Genomic DNA, 15,050 nt, shown 5'->3' on the forward strand with positions numbered 1-15,050 from the left:
TTCTTAAGGGGTCGCACCCCTTAAGTCGCCGAAGGCAACCTCTTGAACCACGCGTAACGACCACGTCGGCCATGCCACACTCGTTTTTGCTCCGCAGGCTTAAGGATTTCATCCTTAAGAATCCTCTTTATACGCCACGCCCCTCACCACCCACACAGCCGCAATCACGCTCCCACGCCAGCCACGCCCACGCGGACCACTCGCCCTACGCCCGGCAACGCCTGCACCCCCTTTTTTGGGGCTGGCTTCCAGCCACAAAACCTCGGGATTCTTAAGGGGTCGCACCCCTTAAGTCGCCGAAGGCAACCTCTTGAACCACGCGTTACGACCACGTCAGCCACAAAAAAACGCCGCCGGTTTTCACCGGCGGCGTTTTTAACGTCGTATCTACCGTGCTCGTGGCGTCTTACTTAAAGAGCTTGAACTCGTCGCGACGGTTCATGGCCCATGCGGTCTCGTTATTTTCGTCGACTGCGGGGCGCTCTTCGCCGTAGGAAACGACCTTGAGGCGGGAGGAGGGCACGCCGAGCACTACGAGGAATTCGTAGGCAGCGCGGGCGCGGCGTTCGCCGAGGGCGAGGTTGTATTCTTCGGTGCCGCGGTTATCGCAATGTCCCTCAATGAGGAGCTTCCAAGAGCTGTACTTCTTCAGCAGTTCGGCCTTGGCGGTCAGCAGTTTCTTTGCTTCGGGCTTCAGGTCGTACTTGTCGAAGTCGAAGTAGATCTTGTTGCCGGTGATCGCCTGTTCGGCGGCCACCATGGCCTGCTTTTCGGCAGCCAGTTCCTGCTCTTTGATGCGCTGTGCATCATCGGCGGAGCTGGAGTCTGCGGGCTGGGTTGCAGCGGGTGCGGGTTCTGCGCTCATCTGCTTCTTGGCACAGCCGGTGCCAAGGGCCAGAACAAAGGCCATCATGACCATAACCACCAGGAGTTTCGTTCTCATTACATCCTCCTCGATCAGATTCAGGGACTTTACTCCTAAAAAAGGAAAAACCTTTGCGTCGTCATCAGGTACGAAGGGCGCACGCGGCCCTCGACTTTTTCAGGTCTACCCCGCCATAATACGAAAATCAACAAAAGAACAAGTCATTTCTTGAGAGTTACAATGGTGTCAACGCCTTGGCGCGGGCATTATTCACCGTATCTCGGGCCGAACACTGGATGCGTTGCCGCACCGTCACCTGTGGGCAACAGTTTGGGCTGCGCACCATGCCGCGTGGTAAGATACAGTTTATACTCTCCTGACCTGTTTGATGCAAAGCAGATGAAGTACCCGTCGGGGGAAAATGCGGGCTCCTCATCGCTACCGGGGCCGAAGGTCAGCTGACGTTCCTGTCCGGACTCCATGTCATGCAGAAAGATGCGGTGCCCGTCGGGGGTACGGCGGGAAAACACAATAAGCTTTCCATCGGGGCTGATGGACGGGCTGGTGTTGTATTTGCCGTCGTAGGTCACGCGGGTGACTTTGCCGGACTCCATATCCTTCACAAAGATGTGCGGGTTGCCGCGTCGGTCCGAGGTGAAGGCCATGGTGGAATAATCCTTGGTGAAGCACGGCGACACATCGATGGACCAATTTTGCACCAGCGTTTTGTGAATGCGCCGCAGGTCGCGCGTCAGCTCGTAGATTTCCATATTGCCGCGCGTAAGGGCCACGACCACCCGGTCGTCCTTGCTGAATGCGGTGCCGCCGATGGTGGTACCGGGGAGCTTGGACCGGAAAATACGGTTCTCCTTGGAGTCCCAAATGCCGAGGGTGTGGTCGTGGTCGCTATGATGCGCAAAGGCGAGATAGCGGCCCGTGTGGGACCACGCCGGGCTGATGCTGGCGCCGTGCAGATAGGTCACCTGCCGCAGTTCGCGTCCCTGCGGGGTGACGGTCCAAATCTGCCTGTTGCCGTCCTTTCCGGTTTTGGAGAAGGCGATGATGGAGCGGAAGTACTCATCGCGCCCGGTGAGGGCCTCCATAAACGCGGCGCAAAAGAGGTCCGCCACGCGGGAGATATTCTTTTCGTTGACGCCGGAGTAGGCCTTCCCCACCACAAGGCGGGAGGTGAAGGTCTCGTACACGCGGCACTCAAGGCGGCTGCCGCCTTGGCCATTGGGCTTCCACCCCGTGGTCATAACGAGGTCAACCTTGCTGAGCTGAAAGCGCTTGAAGTCGATGCCGCTGCGGGAAACTCCGGCAAGCTGCACGCCGCCGAGAACGTCCGTCGGCGCTACTTCGCGGATAAAGGGCAAAAAGGAGAAGTTCTGGCTCACCAACTGCCCGAAGGTAGGGGCAAGGGCCGGAACGGGCGCGGCGTCGAGGCCTTTGGGCGCGGCCTGCGCCAGGTTGACGCGGCTCTGGCCGGGACCGTAAATATCGATAGTCAGCGCCTCGGACGCCCACGCGGTGGCCGAAAGGCAAACCGCGAGGACGACGGCGAGGGCCAACGTCTTAAGCATTTTCATATCACTGCATGTCCTGAAGATTGAAGTTGATGCGAATCTGCCGGACGGTGCCGGGCGGGGGCGGCAGTTGCCGCGTTTCCTGCACGGCCTTCATGACCGATGAATCAAAATCGGGGCGTCCGGACGCCGCCAAAAGGCGCGACTCCGTAATGCTCCCCTCGGGACCAACACGCAGATACACCGTCGCCACAAGGGCCGCATCCACAGGAATAGACGGAAAGCGCCAATTCTCGCGAATAATGGCCTTGACCTGCGCGGCGTAGATTTCCTCCAAACCGGCGGAGACGCCTTCTTCGCTTTCGCCGCCAGCGCCGTCGGCCTGGGTGGCGTCCTGCTTGGCAACCTGCTCGCGCAGGGCCGCCAATTCGCGCTCCACGGTTTTCCGCTGGAGGTGCTCCTTCCACTGCACATCCTTCTTGGCCTGTGCAAGGGCTTCGTTCAGCAAGTCCTGCCGGGACTTCTGGGGCTTCTCCGGAGCTTTTTCCTTGGGCTTCGGTTCTGGCTTTGGTTTGGGTTTCGGCTTGGGGGCCGGTTTCGGCTTTGGCTTTTCCGGGGCTTTTTTGGCCTCGGGCTTTGGCTTCGGCTTCTCCACCTTGGCGGCAATTTCGTTGGCCTGCGGCTTGGGTTTGGGCTGGGGCTTTGGCGCAGGCTTGGCCTTTGGCGGCGGAGCGGGCTTGGCGGCGGCCTTGGGTTTTGGCACGGCCACGCCCTTCTTGGGCGCCAGCTTCACGAGGTCCACCTGATAGACGGGCACATCAAGGTTCACCTTCATGGGAGAAGGTGTGGCCAGATATACCGCCATAAGCAAGATGCCCCCGTGAAGGGCTATGGAAAGAATCCAACTGAGCAGTCGCATAGTGCGCGGCCTAGACTACTTCTCGCCCGGTCGCGCAGGCCGGGTGTCTTCGGGCTCCGCCACGACGCCGAGGCGGTCAATCCCTGCGGATTTCACCTCGCCCATCACGCCGACCACCACGCCGTAGGCCACGGCCTTGTCAGCGCGGATGTAGAGGAACTTGTTCTCGGCCTTGACCAGCCGCTGAAGATGCCCGCCCAGTTCGCCCTGCGGCACCTTGTATTCATCCAGATAGATGGCGCCATCCGCACGGATGGTCAGCACCATGTGGTCCTTGTCTTTCGGCAGGGTCCGCACGGTTTTTGTCTGCGGCAGGTCCACCTCCAGCCCCTGCGTCATCAGCGGCGCGGTGACCATGAAGATAATGAGCAGAACCAGCATGACGTCCACAAAGGGCGTCACGTTGATTTCCGCAATGAATCCCTTTTTATGGGGATTAAAGTCCGCCATTGTCCTCACTCCTCCTGCGCTGCTGGGGCGCATCCACCGTATCGCCGGACAGCTCGCGCTGTACGGTGTTCAGGAACGCACCGGCGAAGTTCACCAGTTCCGTTTCGATGGATTGCAACATGCCAAGGAAGAAGTTGTAGGCAATGGTCGCCGGGATGGCGACGGCCAGCCCAACGGCCGTGGCAATGAGGGCTTCGGAAATGCCCGGGGCCACGGCAGCGAGGGCCGCGGTCTTCATCTGGCCGATGGAGTGGAACGAATGCATGATGCCCCACACGGTGCCGAACAGCCCGATAAAGGGCGCGGAGTTGCCGCATGTGGCCAAAAAGGACAAGGACCGCGACAACCCGCCAAGCTGAGAGCTGACGCCCTGCCTGAGGGCGCGGCGCAGGTTGTCGATGACCACGTCGAGATTCTTGCAGGTGAGCAGGCCGGAGCTTTCCAGCCGCCGCAGTTCGTTCATGGCGCTGACGCCGGAACGGTAGACGGGCGAGGTCTGGTCGCGGCCAAGGGCGCGCATGCCCTCGCCAAGGTCACTTGCGCCGACAAACTTCGTATAATCCTGCCGGGCGCGGCTCCGGGCCTGCGCCAGCACAAACACCTTGAACAATATGATGCTCCAGCTCACCAGAGACATGCAAACGAGCAGTCCGAGCACGAACTTCACCGTCAGCGTCGCGTGGGAAAGCAGAGCAATGACACCGGTCTGCGGTAACATCTCCATATCGGGGTATCCTCGTATCGTGAAAAGTCGATCCGGACGCGCGAGACGCGCCCCGGCATCCATAATCCGGGCGCAGCTTCCGGCCCGGACACACTAGCGTAAAATCACTGTAGTTTAAACCCTACTGGTGGGGCATATCAGGAAACGGCGCAATCATAAAGAAGCGGCAGAACCTCTTGCGCCGGGGCGTCAAAGCGCACATCGGGGAGCGCCCCGTAGGCCGTGGGGCCAAGATTCACCTCAATAACCGCTCCGCCCGCGTTCTTGACGCGGTAGGGGAATGTGTTCGCAGGCATCACGTCGCCGGAGGTGCCAACCACAAGGATGCAGTCCGCCGCGGCAATGAGCGCCTCGGCCCGCCGCCGGGGCTGGTTTGGAATCCCCTCGCCAAAGAACACCACATCCGGGCGCACCACGCCGCCGCAGGATGGACACGTCGGCACGCCAACGCCGCCCAGCGCGGCAAGGTTCACAGCCTCGTACGGACGCGCGCAGCGCATGCAGTGGAAGCGGTCCGCACTGCCGTGGAACTCCACAACCTCGCGCGAACCGGCGCGCTGGTGCAGGCTGTCGATATTCTGGGTGATGACGCCGGTAAGAAGGCCCGCGCGTTCCATGTCCGCCAGGGCAATGTGCGCGGGATTGGGCGACGCCGCGCCGAACATGCCGTGCGCCTCGTGCATGAAGGCCCACACGTCCTCCGGCGCTGTGCGCAGCGCCTGAAGGCTGGCGACCTTTTGCGGGTCGTAGCGCGACCACAGGCCGCCCGGGCTGCGGAAATCCGGAATACCGCTGGGCACTGAAATGCCCGCGCCGGTAAACGCAACAGCGGCGCGAGCTTCCCGCAGAAGCTGCGCCGCCGTTAAAATGTCATCCTGATTGAGCCGCGAGGCCCGTTTTTTCCGGCTCACCGCCCGCCTCCGATAAGCGAGGAGATAATGCGCCGGGACGCGGCCTCTGCCGCGCGGTATTCCTCAATGCTCAGGCCCGCGCCAAGGGCGATGCTGCGCCGCATTTCCTCGCCCACAAGGTCGCCCGGTTCATGGGCGTCGTTGTTGATGACGAGGGTTGCGCCGTGCTCACGGGCAAGGGCCGCAACATGGCCGTTGGTCAGGCTGTGCCCCTTGCGGGTGGTAATCTCCAGCGCCACGCCCTTGTCCGCCGCAAGGCGAACCTCTTCGGGCGTAATAAGACCCGGGTGCGCCAGCACGTCCACACCGGCTTCAATGGCGGCAAGGTTGGTGCCCTGCTCCACCGGCTCGGCAATGGTTTCGCCGTGGGCCACCACAATGTCCGCGCCAAGCTCGCGGGCGCGGGCCACGGTGTCCGGGATGAGTCCCGGCGGCACGTGCGTGACCTCCACACCGCAGAACAGATCAATCCCGGCATAGGGGGAGTAGCTCTCAGTGACGCGGCGGACGTTGGTGATGATGAATTCCAGATTGGAGGCATCGGCGTGGTCGGTCATGGCGAGGGCCTTATATCCGGCCACGCGGGCACGGCGCGCAAGCTCCGCAGGGATGAGCGCGCCGTCACTAAAGACGGTATGCGTATGCAGATCTATCATCGGGTCAGGTTCCTTTGGTCGTTGGCCGATGCCATTCGTTTGCGGTGGCGGGGCCAAATGTGTTGCCCAGCGCGCACCCACAGGCATGCGGCCCGAGAAGACAGGCTCGGGCTAGTGCGTCACATAACGCAGAGATGTGGTGACGGTGTCACATCTTGTACTTGGTGTCATCCTCGGAAAATCGCTCCAGAATCTCGCTCCACTTGTCGGAATCTTCCGTGGAGAAGATGGGGCCTTCTCCGGTGCGCACCTCGGTGCTAACCTCGTCAAGGATGGCCTGCGCCACAAAAATGGGACACCCTGCGCGCAGGGCAAGAGCCACCGCGTCCGAAGGGCGGCTGTCTATGCGCCGCTCCTCGCCTTTCATATCCACCACAATTTCCGCATAGTAGGTTCCGCTGTCGAGGCGGGTCACATCCACACGCTGGATGAGTCCGCCCATACCGTTGGTCATGTTGAGGAGGAGGTCGTGGGTCATCGGACGCGGCAGATGCACCTCGTTCAGCGCAAGGGATATGGCCATGGCTTCCATGGCCCCTATCCAGATGGGGAGCGTTTTGGTCTCCTCCAAATCCTTGAGCACGAGGACGGGCACCTGCGCTGTTTCATCCAGCGCCAAACCGACTACCTTCATCTCTACCATGGTTCCCCCACCGCTTTTCCCCACAGGGAATGTTTCTTGGCCGTTTCGATCCGCACGCGAACCAGCTTTCCGGCCAAATCGCCCGCCTCCTCCGGCCAAAGGAAGTTGACGACGCGCCCGTGGCGGTCGCGGCCACGCCAGGAGACGTTCTCTCCCGCGCCCTGCACCTTGCTACGCGATTCCACCAGCACCTCGGCCTCGCGCCCCACGCTGGCGGCCAGCGCCTTGGCGGTCAACTCCTCCTGCAAGGACTGCAACTGGATGAGACGCTCCCCCTTCACGGCTCGGTCGATTTTGAAGGGCATCTTCTCGGCGCGGGTTCCGGGACGGTCCGAGTACATGAACGAAAAGCTCGACTCAAAGCCCACCCGCTCCACGGCGTCCAGCGTCTGGCGGAAGTCCTCGTCCGTCTCGCCGGGGAAACCGACGATAAGGTCCGTGGTGAGCGCAATATCGGGACACGCCGCACGCAGTCCCTCCACAAGGCCCATGTAGCGCTGCATATCGTAGCCACGACCCATAGCTTTCAATACAGTATCTGAACCTGCCTGCATCGGCAAATGCAGTGAGGGACAAAGTGCGTCCAACCGCCCAAAGGCCTCAATGACTTCCGGGGCAATGTCCTTGGGGTGCGAGGTGGTAAACCGCAGGCGCGTCAGCCCCTCAATGCCCGCCACCTGCTCCAAAAGCTGGGCAAAGCTGGTGCCGTCGCCGTGCTTGTCCAGCCCGAAGCTGTTCACGTTCTGCCCCAGCAAAGTAATTTCGCGCACGCCGCGCTGGACGAGGGAACGGCACTCCGCCACCACGTCCGCCGCCTGACGCGACTTCTGACGGCCGCGCACGTAGGGAACAATGCAGTACGCGCAGAAATTGTCACACCCCTTCATGATGTTCACAAACGCCTGCCCCGGCAGATGCGATACCGGACCGTCCTCGGGCAGCACGGCGTCCTGCGCCGGATAGCCGTCTTCAAAGTCCAGCAGCGCGGTGCGGCCCTCGCCGTGCTCGGCCAAGCGGTCCAGTTCCTCGGGGACGCGCCCGGTCTGGTCCGTGCCGAACACAAGGCGCACATACGGGTAGCGCGCAAGGAAATTGCGGCCAATCTGCTGCGCCACACAGCCGCCCACGGCCACAAAACGATCCGGGTGCGCCTCCATAATGGCCTTCAGGCGGCCAAGCAGGCTGTAGACCTTCTGCTCCGGCTTCTCGCGCACACTGCACGTATTCACCACGATGACCCGCGCCTCGCCCTCGGGGACCTCGGTCCACCCCCGCGCGGTCAGGGCGCGCGAAACCCACTCGGAATCGTGGACATTCATCTGGCATCCAAAGGTCATCACATGAAAGGTCTTGCTGCTCATATCTTATATCCTTGAGGCGGCGATGGCTCGCCGGTGGAAGTCGTCTTGGGCGCGACAGCCGCGCCGAGGCTTCGTGCTTATGAAAAACTGCCGCCGTTGGCAAATCCGCAGCGGCATATCCTCCTCTTCCGGTGGGACATGCCCCAGCCCCTTTGGCCCGCGCGCAGCGCCAAACGCCAAGCGCAAACCAGCCGCCGAAAGCGCCAAGGCTTCCGGCGGCCAGTCCTCAATTGTCATTCAAAGACAGCGGTCTACAGCGAGCGCAGCCACTCCCGCACAAAGGCCATGGTCCGGCGGCGGGTTTCCTCCTTGGGGATGTCGTCGTTGGCGATGATGAACTCTGCGCGGGGATTTTCCTCAAAGGGCACATCCACGCCAATGACCTCCCCGAGGCCTTCAAATACTTCGCCCGTTTCTTTGCGGCGCAGGGCCTTTTCATACAGCCCCGCCATCACCAGCCCGGCGGGGCGCCCTGCTTCGCGCTGCATGGCATTGTCCAACGTGCACTGCACATGCACCTCGGCAAAATGCGGAATAAGCTGGCGGGCGTAGTCGCGCATGGCGACCTGATAGGCGGAGCCGTCCATGACGACGTTGACGCCGTTTTGGACCATCTGCGCGGCCTCCTCGGCAAACATGCGGTAGGCGGCCTCGCGCTCCTGCGCTGTGTACTGCGGACGCGGGAAATACACCTTGCGGCGGGCATCCATTTGCAGCCACTGCACGGCGTACCCCTCCTTGCGCAGGTCATCCACGATGCCGCGGGCAAGGTTGGACTTTCCCGACCCCGGCAGCCCCACAACCCATATCGCCCAGCACACTTCTCCGCACACGCCAGCTCCGCTCATGGCTACTCCATATACTTATTGATATTGCGCCAATCAAAGCTGTCGTCCTCCAGCACATTTTCAATGAGCCGGAACAGACCACGTCTGACCGCGATGGGATGGTCAGGATACCACTCCGGGGACGCCACGACGAGGGCGCGGAACACATAAAACGGCGCGATGACCTCCAGCATCTGTCTGTCGCCCGTTTCCTCCAGATAGGTGTCCCACAGCGTGCGGTACAGCTTTTCAAACGCACCGGACAGGCGCGGCGTGTCGTACAGGCCAAAGAGCAGATAGTTCAGCGTCATGGTCGCCACATCGTCGGCGGGGTCGCCCCACTCCCCGCGGCTGCGGTCCAGCACGCCAAAACTCGGCGGCTCGCCGTCCTGCACCAGCACATTCCACGGGTGGAAGTCGCCATGCACCTCGGCCAGGCGGTCCGTGTAGCCGCGCAGCTTCCAGCGCCAGTCAATCAGCCGCTTTTCCAGCGCCACAAAGCGCTCGGGCGGAAATTCCGAATACGGATGCGGGTAGCCGTCCGCAATGCCAAAAATGCACTCGCAGTCGCCCACAAGGTTGCGGATGCGGCGGATGTACAGGTCGGGGTCGTCGTTTTTGCGGGAATGGATGCGGGCCAGCCAGAGGGCAAACTCGCGGGCGAGGTGCTCATCCTGCGGGCGGAAGTCGCCCTCGCGGATGCGGTAGAGGTCGAGAAAATAGTCCCGCCCCTGAATCTTTTCGTTGATGATGAAGAATTCCTGTGGGTCCGTCACGGGCACCATATGCCCCGAGGTATCCACATAGCCAAGGCCCAGCGGGCGGACGTGGCGCTCCATCTTTGGCCCGGCGGCATGCTGAAAGAGCAGCACGCGCGCCCTGTCCCAGTAGCCCTGATGCCCGTACCGGTCGCCGCGCATCATGGACAGCACGGCCTGCCGCGTTTCGCCGTTTTCCTCCCAACTGACCAGCAGGGGCTTGCCGTAGCCAAAGTCCTTCATGCCCTGCTCGTCCAGCGAACCGATTTCCCCTACGCCTGTCAGCTTCACACCAGAGCCAAAGGTGTCGCGCAGGTAGCGTTCAACGGCTTCCAGAGTCAGTTCAATCATGTGGCCTCCCGTTTTCAACCGGCAGCCCACAGCGGGGTGCCGGAGTGTTCGGCGGGGACTGACGGCCACGCGGAGGCATTGGCACTTCTGGCCGCTGGGCGGCGCTGGCCCCCGCACGGGGCGGGGGCCACGGGTCCGCTTAGTCCGTCTGTCCGAAATTCTTCCTATAGTGCTCCCAGAACTCCTCTTCTGTAAAGGAATGTTCCTGCGTTCCCATGCACTCAATGCACCACGTGGCGCAGCACGCGCCAATGCGGGCGGCTTCGGACAGGTCCTTGCCCATGGTGATGCCCTTGAGCAATCCCGCGCGGAAGGCGTCGCCAGCACCGGTGGGGTCCACCACTTTGCCGACAGATGCGGCGCGGATTTCCGTCACGTCGGACGTCTCATGCACAGTGCAGCCCTTTTCGCCAAGGGTCGTGATGATATTCTGCGTGCGGTTCATCAGCTGGTCCAGAGACAGGTCCGTCGCGCGCAGGATCATTTCCAGCTCGTAGTCATTGGACACCAAAAGCCACGAGCCGGTGATGGCTTCCAGCAGCTTCTCGCCGGGGATGGCGGTGATGTTCTGGCCCGGGTCAAAGATGTAGCGCATGCCCATCTCGCGGAACTTCTTCGCAAGGCCAATGGTGTCCTCGTGGTTGCCGGGGGCGATGATGGCGATGTCCTTTTCCGGGTCCGCACTGGAGAAGTCGTACTCGCAGGGGAAGCCCATGGCGCCGGGGTTGAAGCAGGTAATCTGGTTGTCGGCAAGGTCGGAGGTGATGTGGCAGTTGGCCGTCAGGGCCTCGTCCACGATGCGGATGCCTTCGGTCGTCAGGTCCAGGGCCTTCAGCCGCTCCTCATATCGACCAAAGTCGTCACGCCCCGCAGACGAGACGATGACCGGCTTCTCGCCCAGCAACGACATGCTGTAGGCAATGTTGCCCGCGGTGCCGCCAAAGCGCTCCTTAAGGCCGTTGCCAACGAAGCACACGTTCAGGATGTGCAGCTTGTCGGGCAGGATGTGGTCCGAGAATTTGCCGGGATAGGTCATGATGCGGTCAAAGGCCAGAGAGCCGAAGACGAAGGTCTGCATGTATTCTCCTCTAGGATGGTGTTGAGTCCGGGGTTGTGGATTCCGCAATCCAGCTGAGGAATTGCGGATCACCCGCCGCCACGGGCATGGCAATGATGCACGGCGTGTCATAGGAGTGCACCTCGCGCACGGCGCGGGCCAGCTCCTCGAAACGGGAGCGCCGGGTTTTGGCGATGAACGCGGTTTCGCCCTCGTCTTGCACCGCGCCGTCCCACCAGAACATGGACTGAATGGTCCCAAGGATGTTCACGCAGGCGGCAAGGCGGCGCTCCACGAGCACCGCGCCGATACGGCGGGCTTCTTCCGCGTCCGAAGCAGTCATGTAGACAAGAATCGTGTCCATGTAAAATCCTCACAACGTTGCAGGTTTTCCAATATTTTCCGCCACGGGCACCAGCGGGGCCAGACGCACCGGGGACTTTCCCGCATGCACCACCCGCCACACCGCATGTGGAACAATCCCAGAAATATCATTTTTTCGACTGCTGACGGCGCGCAGAACACAAGCGCAGCACCACTCGCCCACGGCACGTAAACGTGGTATCCAAGGGGCCACATCACAGATGTCAGCCGCCGCAAGAGCGATTGGTTCACTGCATTAGCAGGGGGAGGTTCCATGTTTCCGCTCCACACCACATCCCACCGGCAGACGCCTTACACGCCGCCGCCACGCTGCCGCACACCAAGCGGCGGATTCTTCCACATCACCACGACGCTTTGCTTTTTCCGCGAGAGGCCAATGCTGGCGCGCATTTTGGCTTGACCTTGTAAGCCTTTGCGGGTAAGGACGACAAGATTTTGCGCCACGCATTTTCCACGTCATAAAACAACCCCACAAAGTAAGCCTAGGAGATACCATGGCAGTTCATGTTGTGGACCACCCGCTGGTCCGGCATAAGCTCGGCCTGCTGAGACAGGTCGGCCTGAGCACAAAGGATTTTCGCGCCCTTTCCAACGAAGTTGCACGTCTGCTCACCTACGAGGCCACGCAGGATCTCGAAACCGAGCTGGCCACCATCGAAGGCTGGGCCGGTCCCACTCAGGCGGACTCCATCAAGGGCAAGACCCTGACCGTTGTGCCCATCCTGCGCGCCGGTATCGGCATGCTGGACGGCGTGCTGGACATGGTGCCCGGCGCCAAGGTCAGCGTTGTTGGCCTGTTCCGTAACGAGGAGACCCTCGAACCCGTCGAGTACTACACCAAGCTCGCCAACAAGATCGAAGACCGCATGGCCCTTATTCTGGACCCCATGCTGGCCACCGGCGGCACCCTCATCGCCACCATCGACATCCTGAAGAAGGCTGGCTGCAAGAACATCCGCGGCATCTTCCTCGTGGCTGCGCCCGAAGGTCTGGAGCGCCTGCACGAGAAGCACCCCGACGTGGAAGTCTACACCGCCAGCGTGGACGAGCGCCTCGACGAAAACGGCTACATCCTGCCCGGTCTTGGTGACGCGGGAGACAAGATCTTCGGCACCAAGTAGTGCCGCACCTGTCCCCCACGACATCATATAACCATACAGCATAGCAAGAAGGAGAAGGATATGGCCGCGACGGATTATGCATTCCGCCTGAAAGACAGCCTCATCGGCGCGCAGATGCTCTTTGTGGCGTTTGGCGCATTGGTGCTGGTTCCCCTGCTCACAGGGCTTGACCCCAACGTGGCCATGTTCACGGCCGGTGCCGGAACGCTGCTGTTCCAGTTTGTCACCAAACGCAGTGTGCCCATTTTTCTGGCATCCTCCTTCGCCTTCATCGCGCCCATCATCTACGGCGTGGAAACATGGGGCATCCCCGCGACAATGAGCGGCCTTGCCGCAGCCGGCGTCTTTTACGTGCTGCTGTCCGCCCTCATCAAGTTCCGCGGCGCGGGCATTTTGCACCGCGTGCTGCCCCCCATCGTCACCGGCCCGGTTATCATGGTCATCGGCCTGCTGCTCGCCAAGACCGCCATCTTCATGGCCGTCGGCAAGTCCGGCGACGGCTCCCTGGAGCTTATCCCCCGCGACACAGCCCTGACCGTGTCCATGATTTCCCTCGCCGTGACGATTCTGGTCTCCCTGCTGGGACGGGGCTTCTTTAAGCTTATCCCCATCCTGTGCGGCATCGTGTCCGGCTACATCGTCAGCCTGTTCTTCGGCATTGTGGATTTCTCCGCCGTTGCCGACGCCCCGTGGCTGGCCGTGCCGAACTTCGTCACCCCTGAGTTCAACATCGAAGCCATCCTGTTCATTGTGCCTGTCGCCATCGCCCCGGCCATTGAACACTTTGGCGACGTGCTGGCCATCAGCTCCGTCACCGGAAAGGACTACATCAAAAGCCCCGGCGTTCACCGCACCATGCTGGGCGATGGTCTGGCAACCGCGCTGGCCTCCTGTCTCGGCGGTCCGCCGAACACCACCTACTCCGAGGTCACCGGCGCCGTCGCACTCACCAAGTCCTTCAACCCCGGCGTGATGACATGGGCCGCACTGACGGCCATCGTTCTCGCCTTTGTGGGCAAGCTGGGCGCAGTGCTGCACACCATCCCCACCCCGGTCATGGGCGGCATCATGATTCTGCTCTTCGGCGCTATCTCCGTTGTTGGCATGAACGCCCTCGTCAAAGCAGGCGACGACCTCATGGAACCCCGCAACATGGCCATTGTGGCCGTTATTCTCGTGTTCGGCATCGGCGGAATGAGCTTCGGCGTCGCCAAAGTCACCTTGACAGGCATCGGACTCTCAGGTGTCATCGGCGTCGTTTTGAACCTCGTTCTTCCACAGACCAAGCACTAGGCGGAATGATTCCATGCAGTTCTACAAAGGCAAAAAGGTCATGGTCACCGGCGGCTGCGGCTTCATCGGCTCCAACCTCGTCATCCGACTGGTTGAAGCCGGGGCCGACGTCACCGTTGTCGACTCCATGATCGACGAATACGGCGGCAACCTGCACAATATCGCTCCGGTTAAGGACGATATCCGGCTCAATATCTCGGACGTGCGCGACCGGGTCGCCATGCAGTACCTCATCCGCGGGCAGGAGTTTATCTTCAACCTCGCCGGACAGGTCAGCCATATCGACTCCATGCACGATCCCTACACGGACCTTGAGATCAACGCCAAGGCCCAGCTGGGCGTGCTGGAAGCCTGCCGCTACTACAACCGCGATGCCAGACTGGTGCTCACCAGCACCCGCCAAATCTACGGCAAACCGCACTACATGCCCGTTGATGAAAACCACCCCCTCGACCCCGTGGACGTCAACGGCATCAACTGCATTGCCGGCGAATGGTACCACCTGCTCTACAACAAAGTGTACGGCATCCCCGCCGCCGTGCTGCGGCTGACCAACACCTACGGGCCGCGTCAGCTGCTCAAGCACAACCGGCAGGGCTTCCTCGGCTGGTTCATCCGACTCGTCGCCGAAGATAAGCAAATCCAGCTCTACGGCGACGGCGCACAGCGCCGCGATATGAACTACGTGGACGACGTCGTCGACGCCATCCTCACCGCAGGAAAAGACAACCGCGCCGCAGGACAGGTCTACAACCTCGCCGGCGATGAGCCCATCAGCCTCAAAGACATCTGCGAGAGAATGATCGCCACCGCAGGCAAAGGCAGCTTCAAGCTCGTCCCGTGGCCAGAGGAAAAAAAGAAGATCGACATCGGCGACTTCTACGGCGACTGCTCAAAGATCACCAATGACCTCGGCTGGGCACCCAAGGTCTCCATCGACGAAGGCCTCAAAAAAACCTTCGACTACTACGAGACCTGCCTCAACGAATATATCAAGGACAGCGGCGAACATACCCTCAAGCCCTAACCGGCACCAAGGACGCCCTCCCTGAATCGATATGCTCACCACAGCGGCCACCCAACACGGGTGGCCGCTTTTTTTGGGGCCTGCGGCCAGCACGGCGAAGAGAGAAGAGGGCCTCCGGCGGGTTAAGGAAATAAGGTGAATTGCAATTCAAAACTGAACACAGCCCTCAAGCCCAAG

16 protein-coding genes are annotated in these 15,050 nt (G+C 61.4%); 3 read left to right on the plus strand and 13 right to left on the minus strand.

The genetic code is table 11. The features are described from left to right. Positions 1-406 precede the first annotated feature (406 nt). The 13 genes from pal to cutA all read right to left on the minus strand — a co-directional run bounded on the left by pal (position 407) and on the right by cutA (position 11,412). The gene (gene pal / locus ACY69P_RS06165; protein ID WP_404844355.1) at positions 407-943 is read right to left on the minus strand and encodes a peptidoglycan-associated lipoprotein Pal; all 537 of its coding nucleotides are present in this window, start codon (positions 941-943) and stop codon (positions 407-409) included. A 188-nt stretch (positions 944-1,131) separates the two neighbouring features. Further along, positions 1,132-2,454: a translocation protein TolB gene (locus ACY69P_RS06170; protein ID WP_462326887.1), complete on the minus strand. Its 1,323-nt coding sequence runs from the start codon at positions 2,452-2,454 to the stop codon at positions 1,132-1,134. A 1-nt stretch (position 2,455) separates the two neighbouring features. Next, entirely contained in the window at positions 2,456-3,310 is an 855-nt protein-coding gene (locus ACY69P_RS06175) for an energy transducer TonB (RefSeq protein ID WP_462326888.1), read from the minus strand. A gap of 15 nt (positions 3,311-3,325) precedes the next feature. Next, entirely contained in the window at positions 3,326-3,760 is a 435-nt protein-coding gene (tolR, locus tag ACY69P_RS06180) for a protein TolR (protein ID WP_462326889.1), read from the minus strand. Next, positions 3,747-4,484 carry a MotA/TolQ/ExbB proton channel family protein gene (locus ACY69P_RS06185; RefSeq protein ID WP_404844351.1) on the minus strand — a complete coding sequence of 246 codons (738 nt, stop codon included), beginning with the start codon at positions 4,482-4,484 and terminating at the stop codon, positions 3,747-3,749. The genes tolR and ACY69P_RS06185 overlap by 14 nt, the downstream gene beginning before the upstream one ends. A gap of 137 nt (positions 4,485-4,621) precedes the next feature. Continuing rightward, positions 4,622-5,395: an SIR2 family NAD-dependent protein deacylase gene (locus ACY69P_RS06190; protein ID WP_459898953.1), complete on the minus strand. Its 774-nt coding sequence runs from the start codon at positions 5,393-5,395 to the stop codon at positions 4,622-4,624. Next, a complete protein-coding gene (locus ACY69P_RS06195) occupies positions 5,392-6,051 on the minus strand; it encodes a histidinol phosphate phosphatase domain-containing protein (RefSeq protein ID WP_462326890.1) in 660 nt (219 codons plus the stop codon). Before ACY69P_RS06195 ends, ACY69P_RS06190 begins: the two co-directional genes overlap by 4 nt. A 148-nt stretch (positions 6,052-6,199) precedes the next feature. Beyond that, entirely contained in the window at positions 6,200-6,694 is a 495-nt protein-coding gene (locus ACY69P_RS06200) for a bifunctional nuclease family protein (protein WP_404844348.1), read from the minus strand. Then, positions 6,688-8,055 carry a tRNA (N6-isopentenyl adenosine(37)-C2)-methylthiotransferase MiaB gene (gene miaB, locus ACY69P_RS06205; protein ID WP_459898948.1) on the minus strand — a complete coding sequence of 456 codons (1,368 nt, stop codon included), beginning with the start codon at positions 8,053-8,055 and terminating at the stop codon, positions 6,688-6,690. Before miaB ends, ACY69P_RS06200 begins: the two co-directional genes overlap by 7 nt. Positions 8,056-8,306: 251 nt before the next feature. Beyond that, positions 8,307-8,903 (minus strand): adenylyl-sulfate kinase, encoded by a 597-nt coding sequence (locus ACY69P_RS06210; RefSeq protein WP_462326891.1) that lies wholly within the window; start codon positions 8,901-8,903, stop codon positions 8,307-8,309. 2 nt (positions 8,904-8,905) lie between these two features. Next, positions 8,906-9,991: a phosphotransferase family protein gene (locus tag ACY69P_RS06215; protein WP_459898944.1), complete on the minus strand. Its 1,086-nt coding sequence runs from the start codon at positions 9,989-9,991 to the stop codon at positions 8,906-8,908. Between the two features lie 139 nt (positions 9,992-10,130). Then, the gene (locus ACY69P_RS06220) at positions 10,131-11,069 is read right to left on the minus strand and encodes a carbohydrate kinase family protein (protein WP_462326892.1); all 939 of its coding nucleotides are present in this window, start codon (positions 11,067-11,069) and stop codon (positions 10,131-10,133) included. A 10-nt stretch (positions 11,070-11,079) separates the two neighbouring features. Continuing rightward, positions 11,080-11,412 (minus strand): divalent-cation tolerance protein CutA, encoded by a 333-nt coding sequence (gene cutA / locus ACY69P_RS06225; protein ID WP_462326893.1) that lies wholly within the window; start codon positions 11,410-11,412, stop codon positions 11,080-11,082. Positions 11,413-11,926: 514 nt separating this feature from the next. Here cutA and upp point away from each other — a divergent pair. The 3 genes from upp to ACY69P_RS06240 are packed head-to-tail and all read left to right on the plus strand — an operon-like array spanning position 11,927 to position 14,873. Beyond that, positions 11,927-12,553, plus strand: a complete 627-nt coding sequence (gene upp, locus ACY69P_RS06230) for a uracil phosphoribosyltransferase (RefSeq protein WP_404844341.1) — start codon at positions 11,927-11,929, stop codon at positions 12,551-12,553. Between the two features lie 60 nt (positions 12,554-12,613). Continuing rightward, positions 12,614-13,846 carry a uracil-xanthine permease family protein gene (locus ACY69P_RS06235; RefSeq protein WP_459898936.1) on the plus strand — a complete coding sequence of 411 codons (1,233 nt, stop codon included), beginning with the start codon at positions 12,614-12,616 and terminating at the stop codon, positions 13,844-13,846. Positions 13,847-13,859: 13 nt separating this feature from the next. Beyond that, positions 13,860-14,873 (plus strand): GDP-mannose 4,6-dehydratase, encoded by a 1,014-nt coding sequence (locus tag ACY69P_RS06240; RefSeq protein ID WP_462326894.1) that lies wholly within the window; start codon positions 13,860-13,862, stop codon positions 14,871-14,873. Positions 14,874-15,050: the final 177 nt, after the last annotated feature.

This window comes from Desulfobaculum sp. (genome assembly GCF_054921475.1).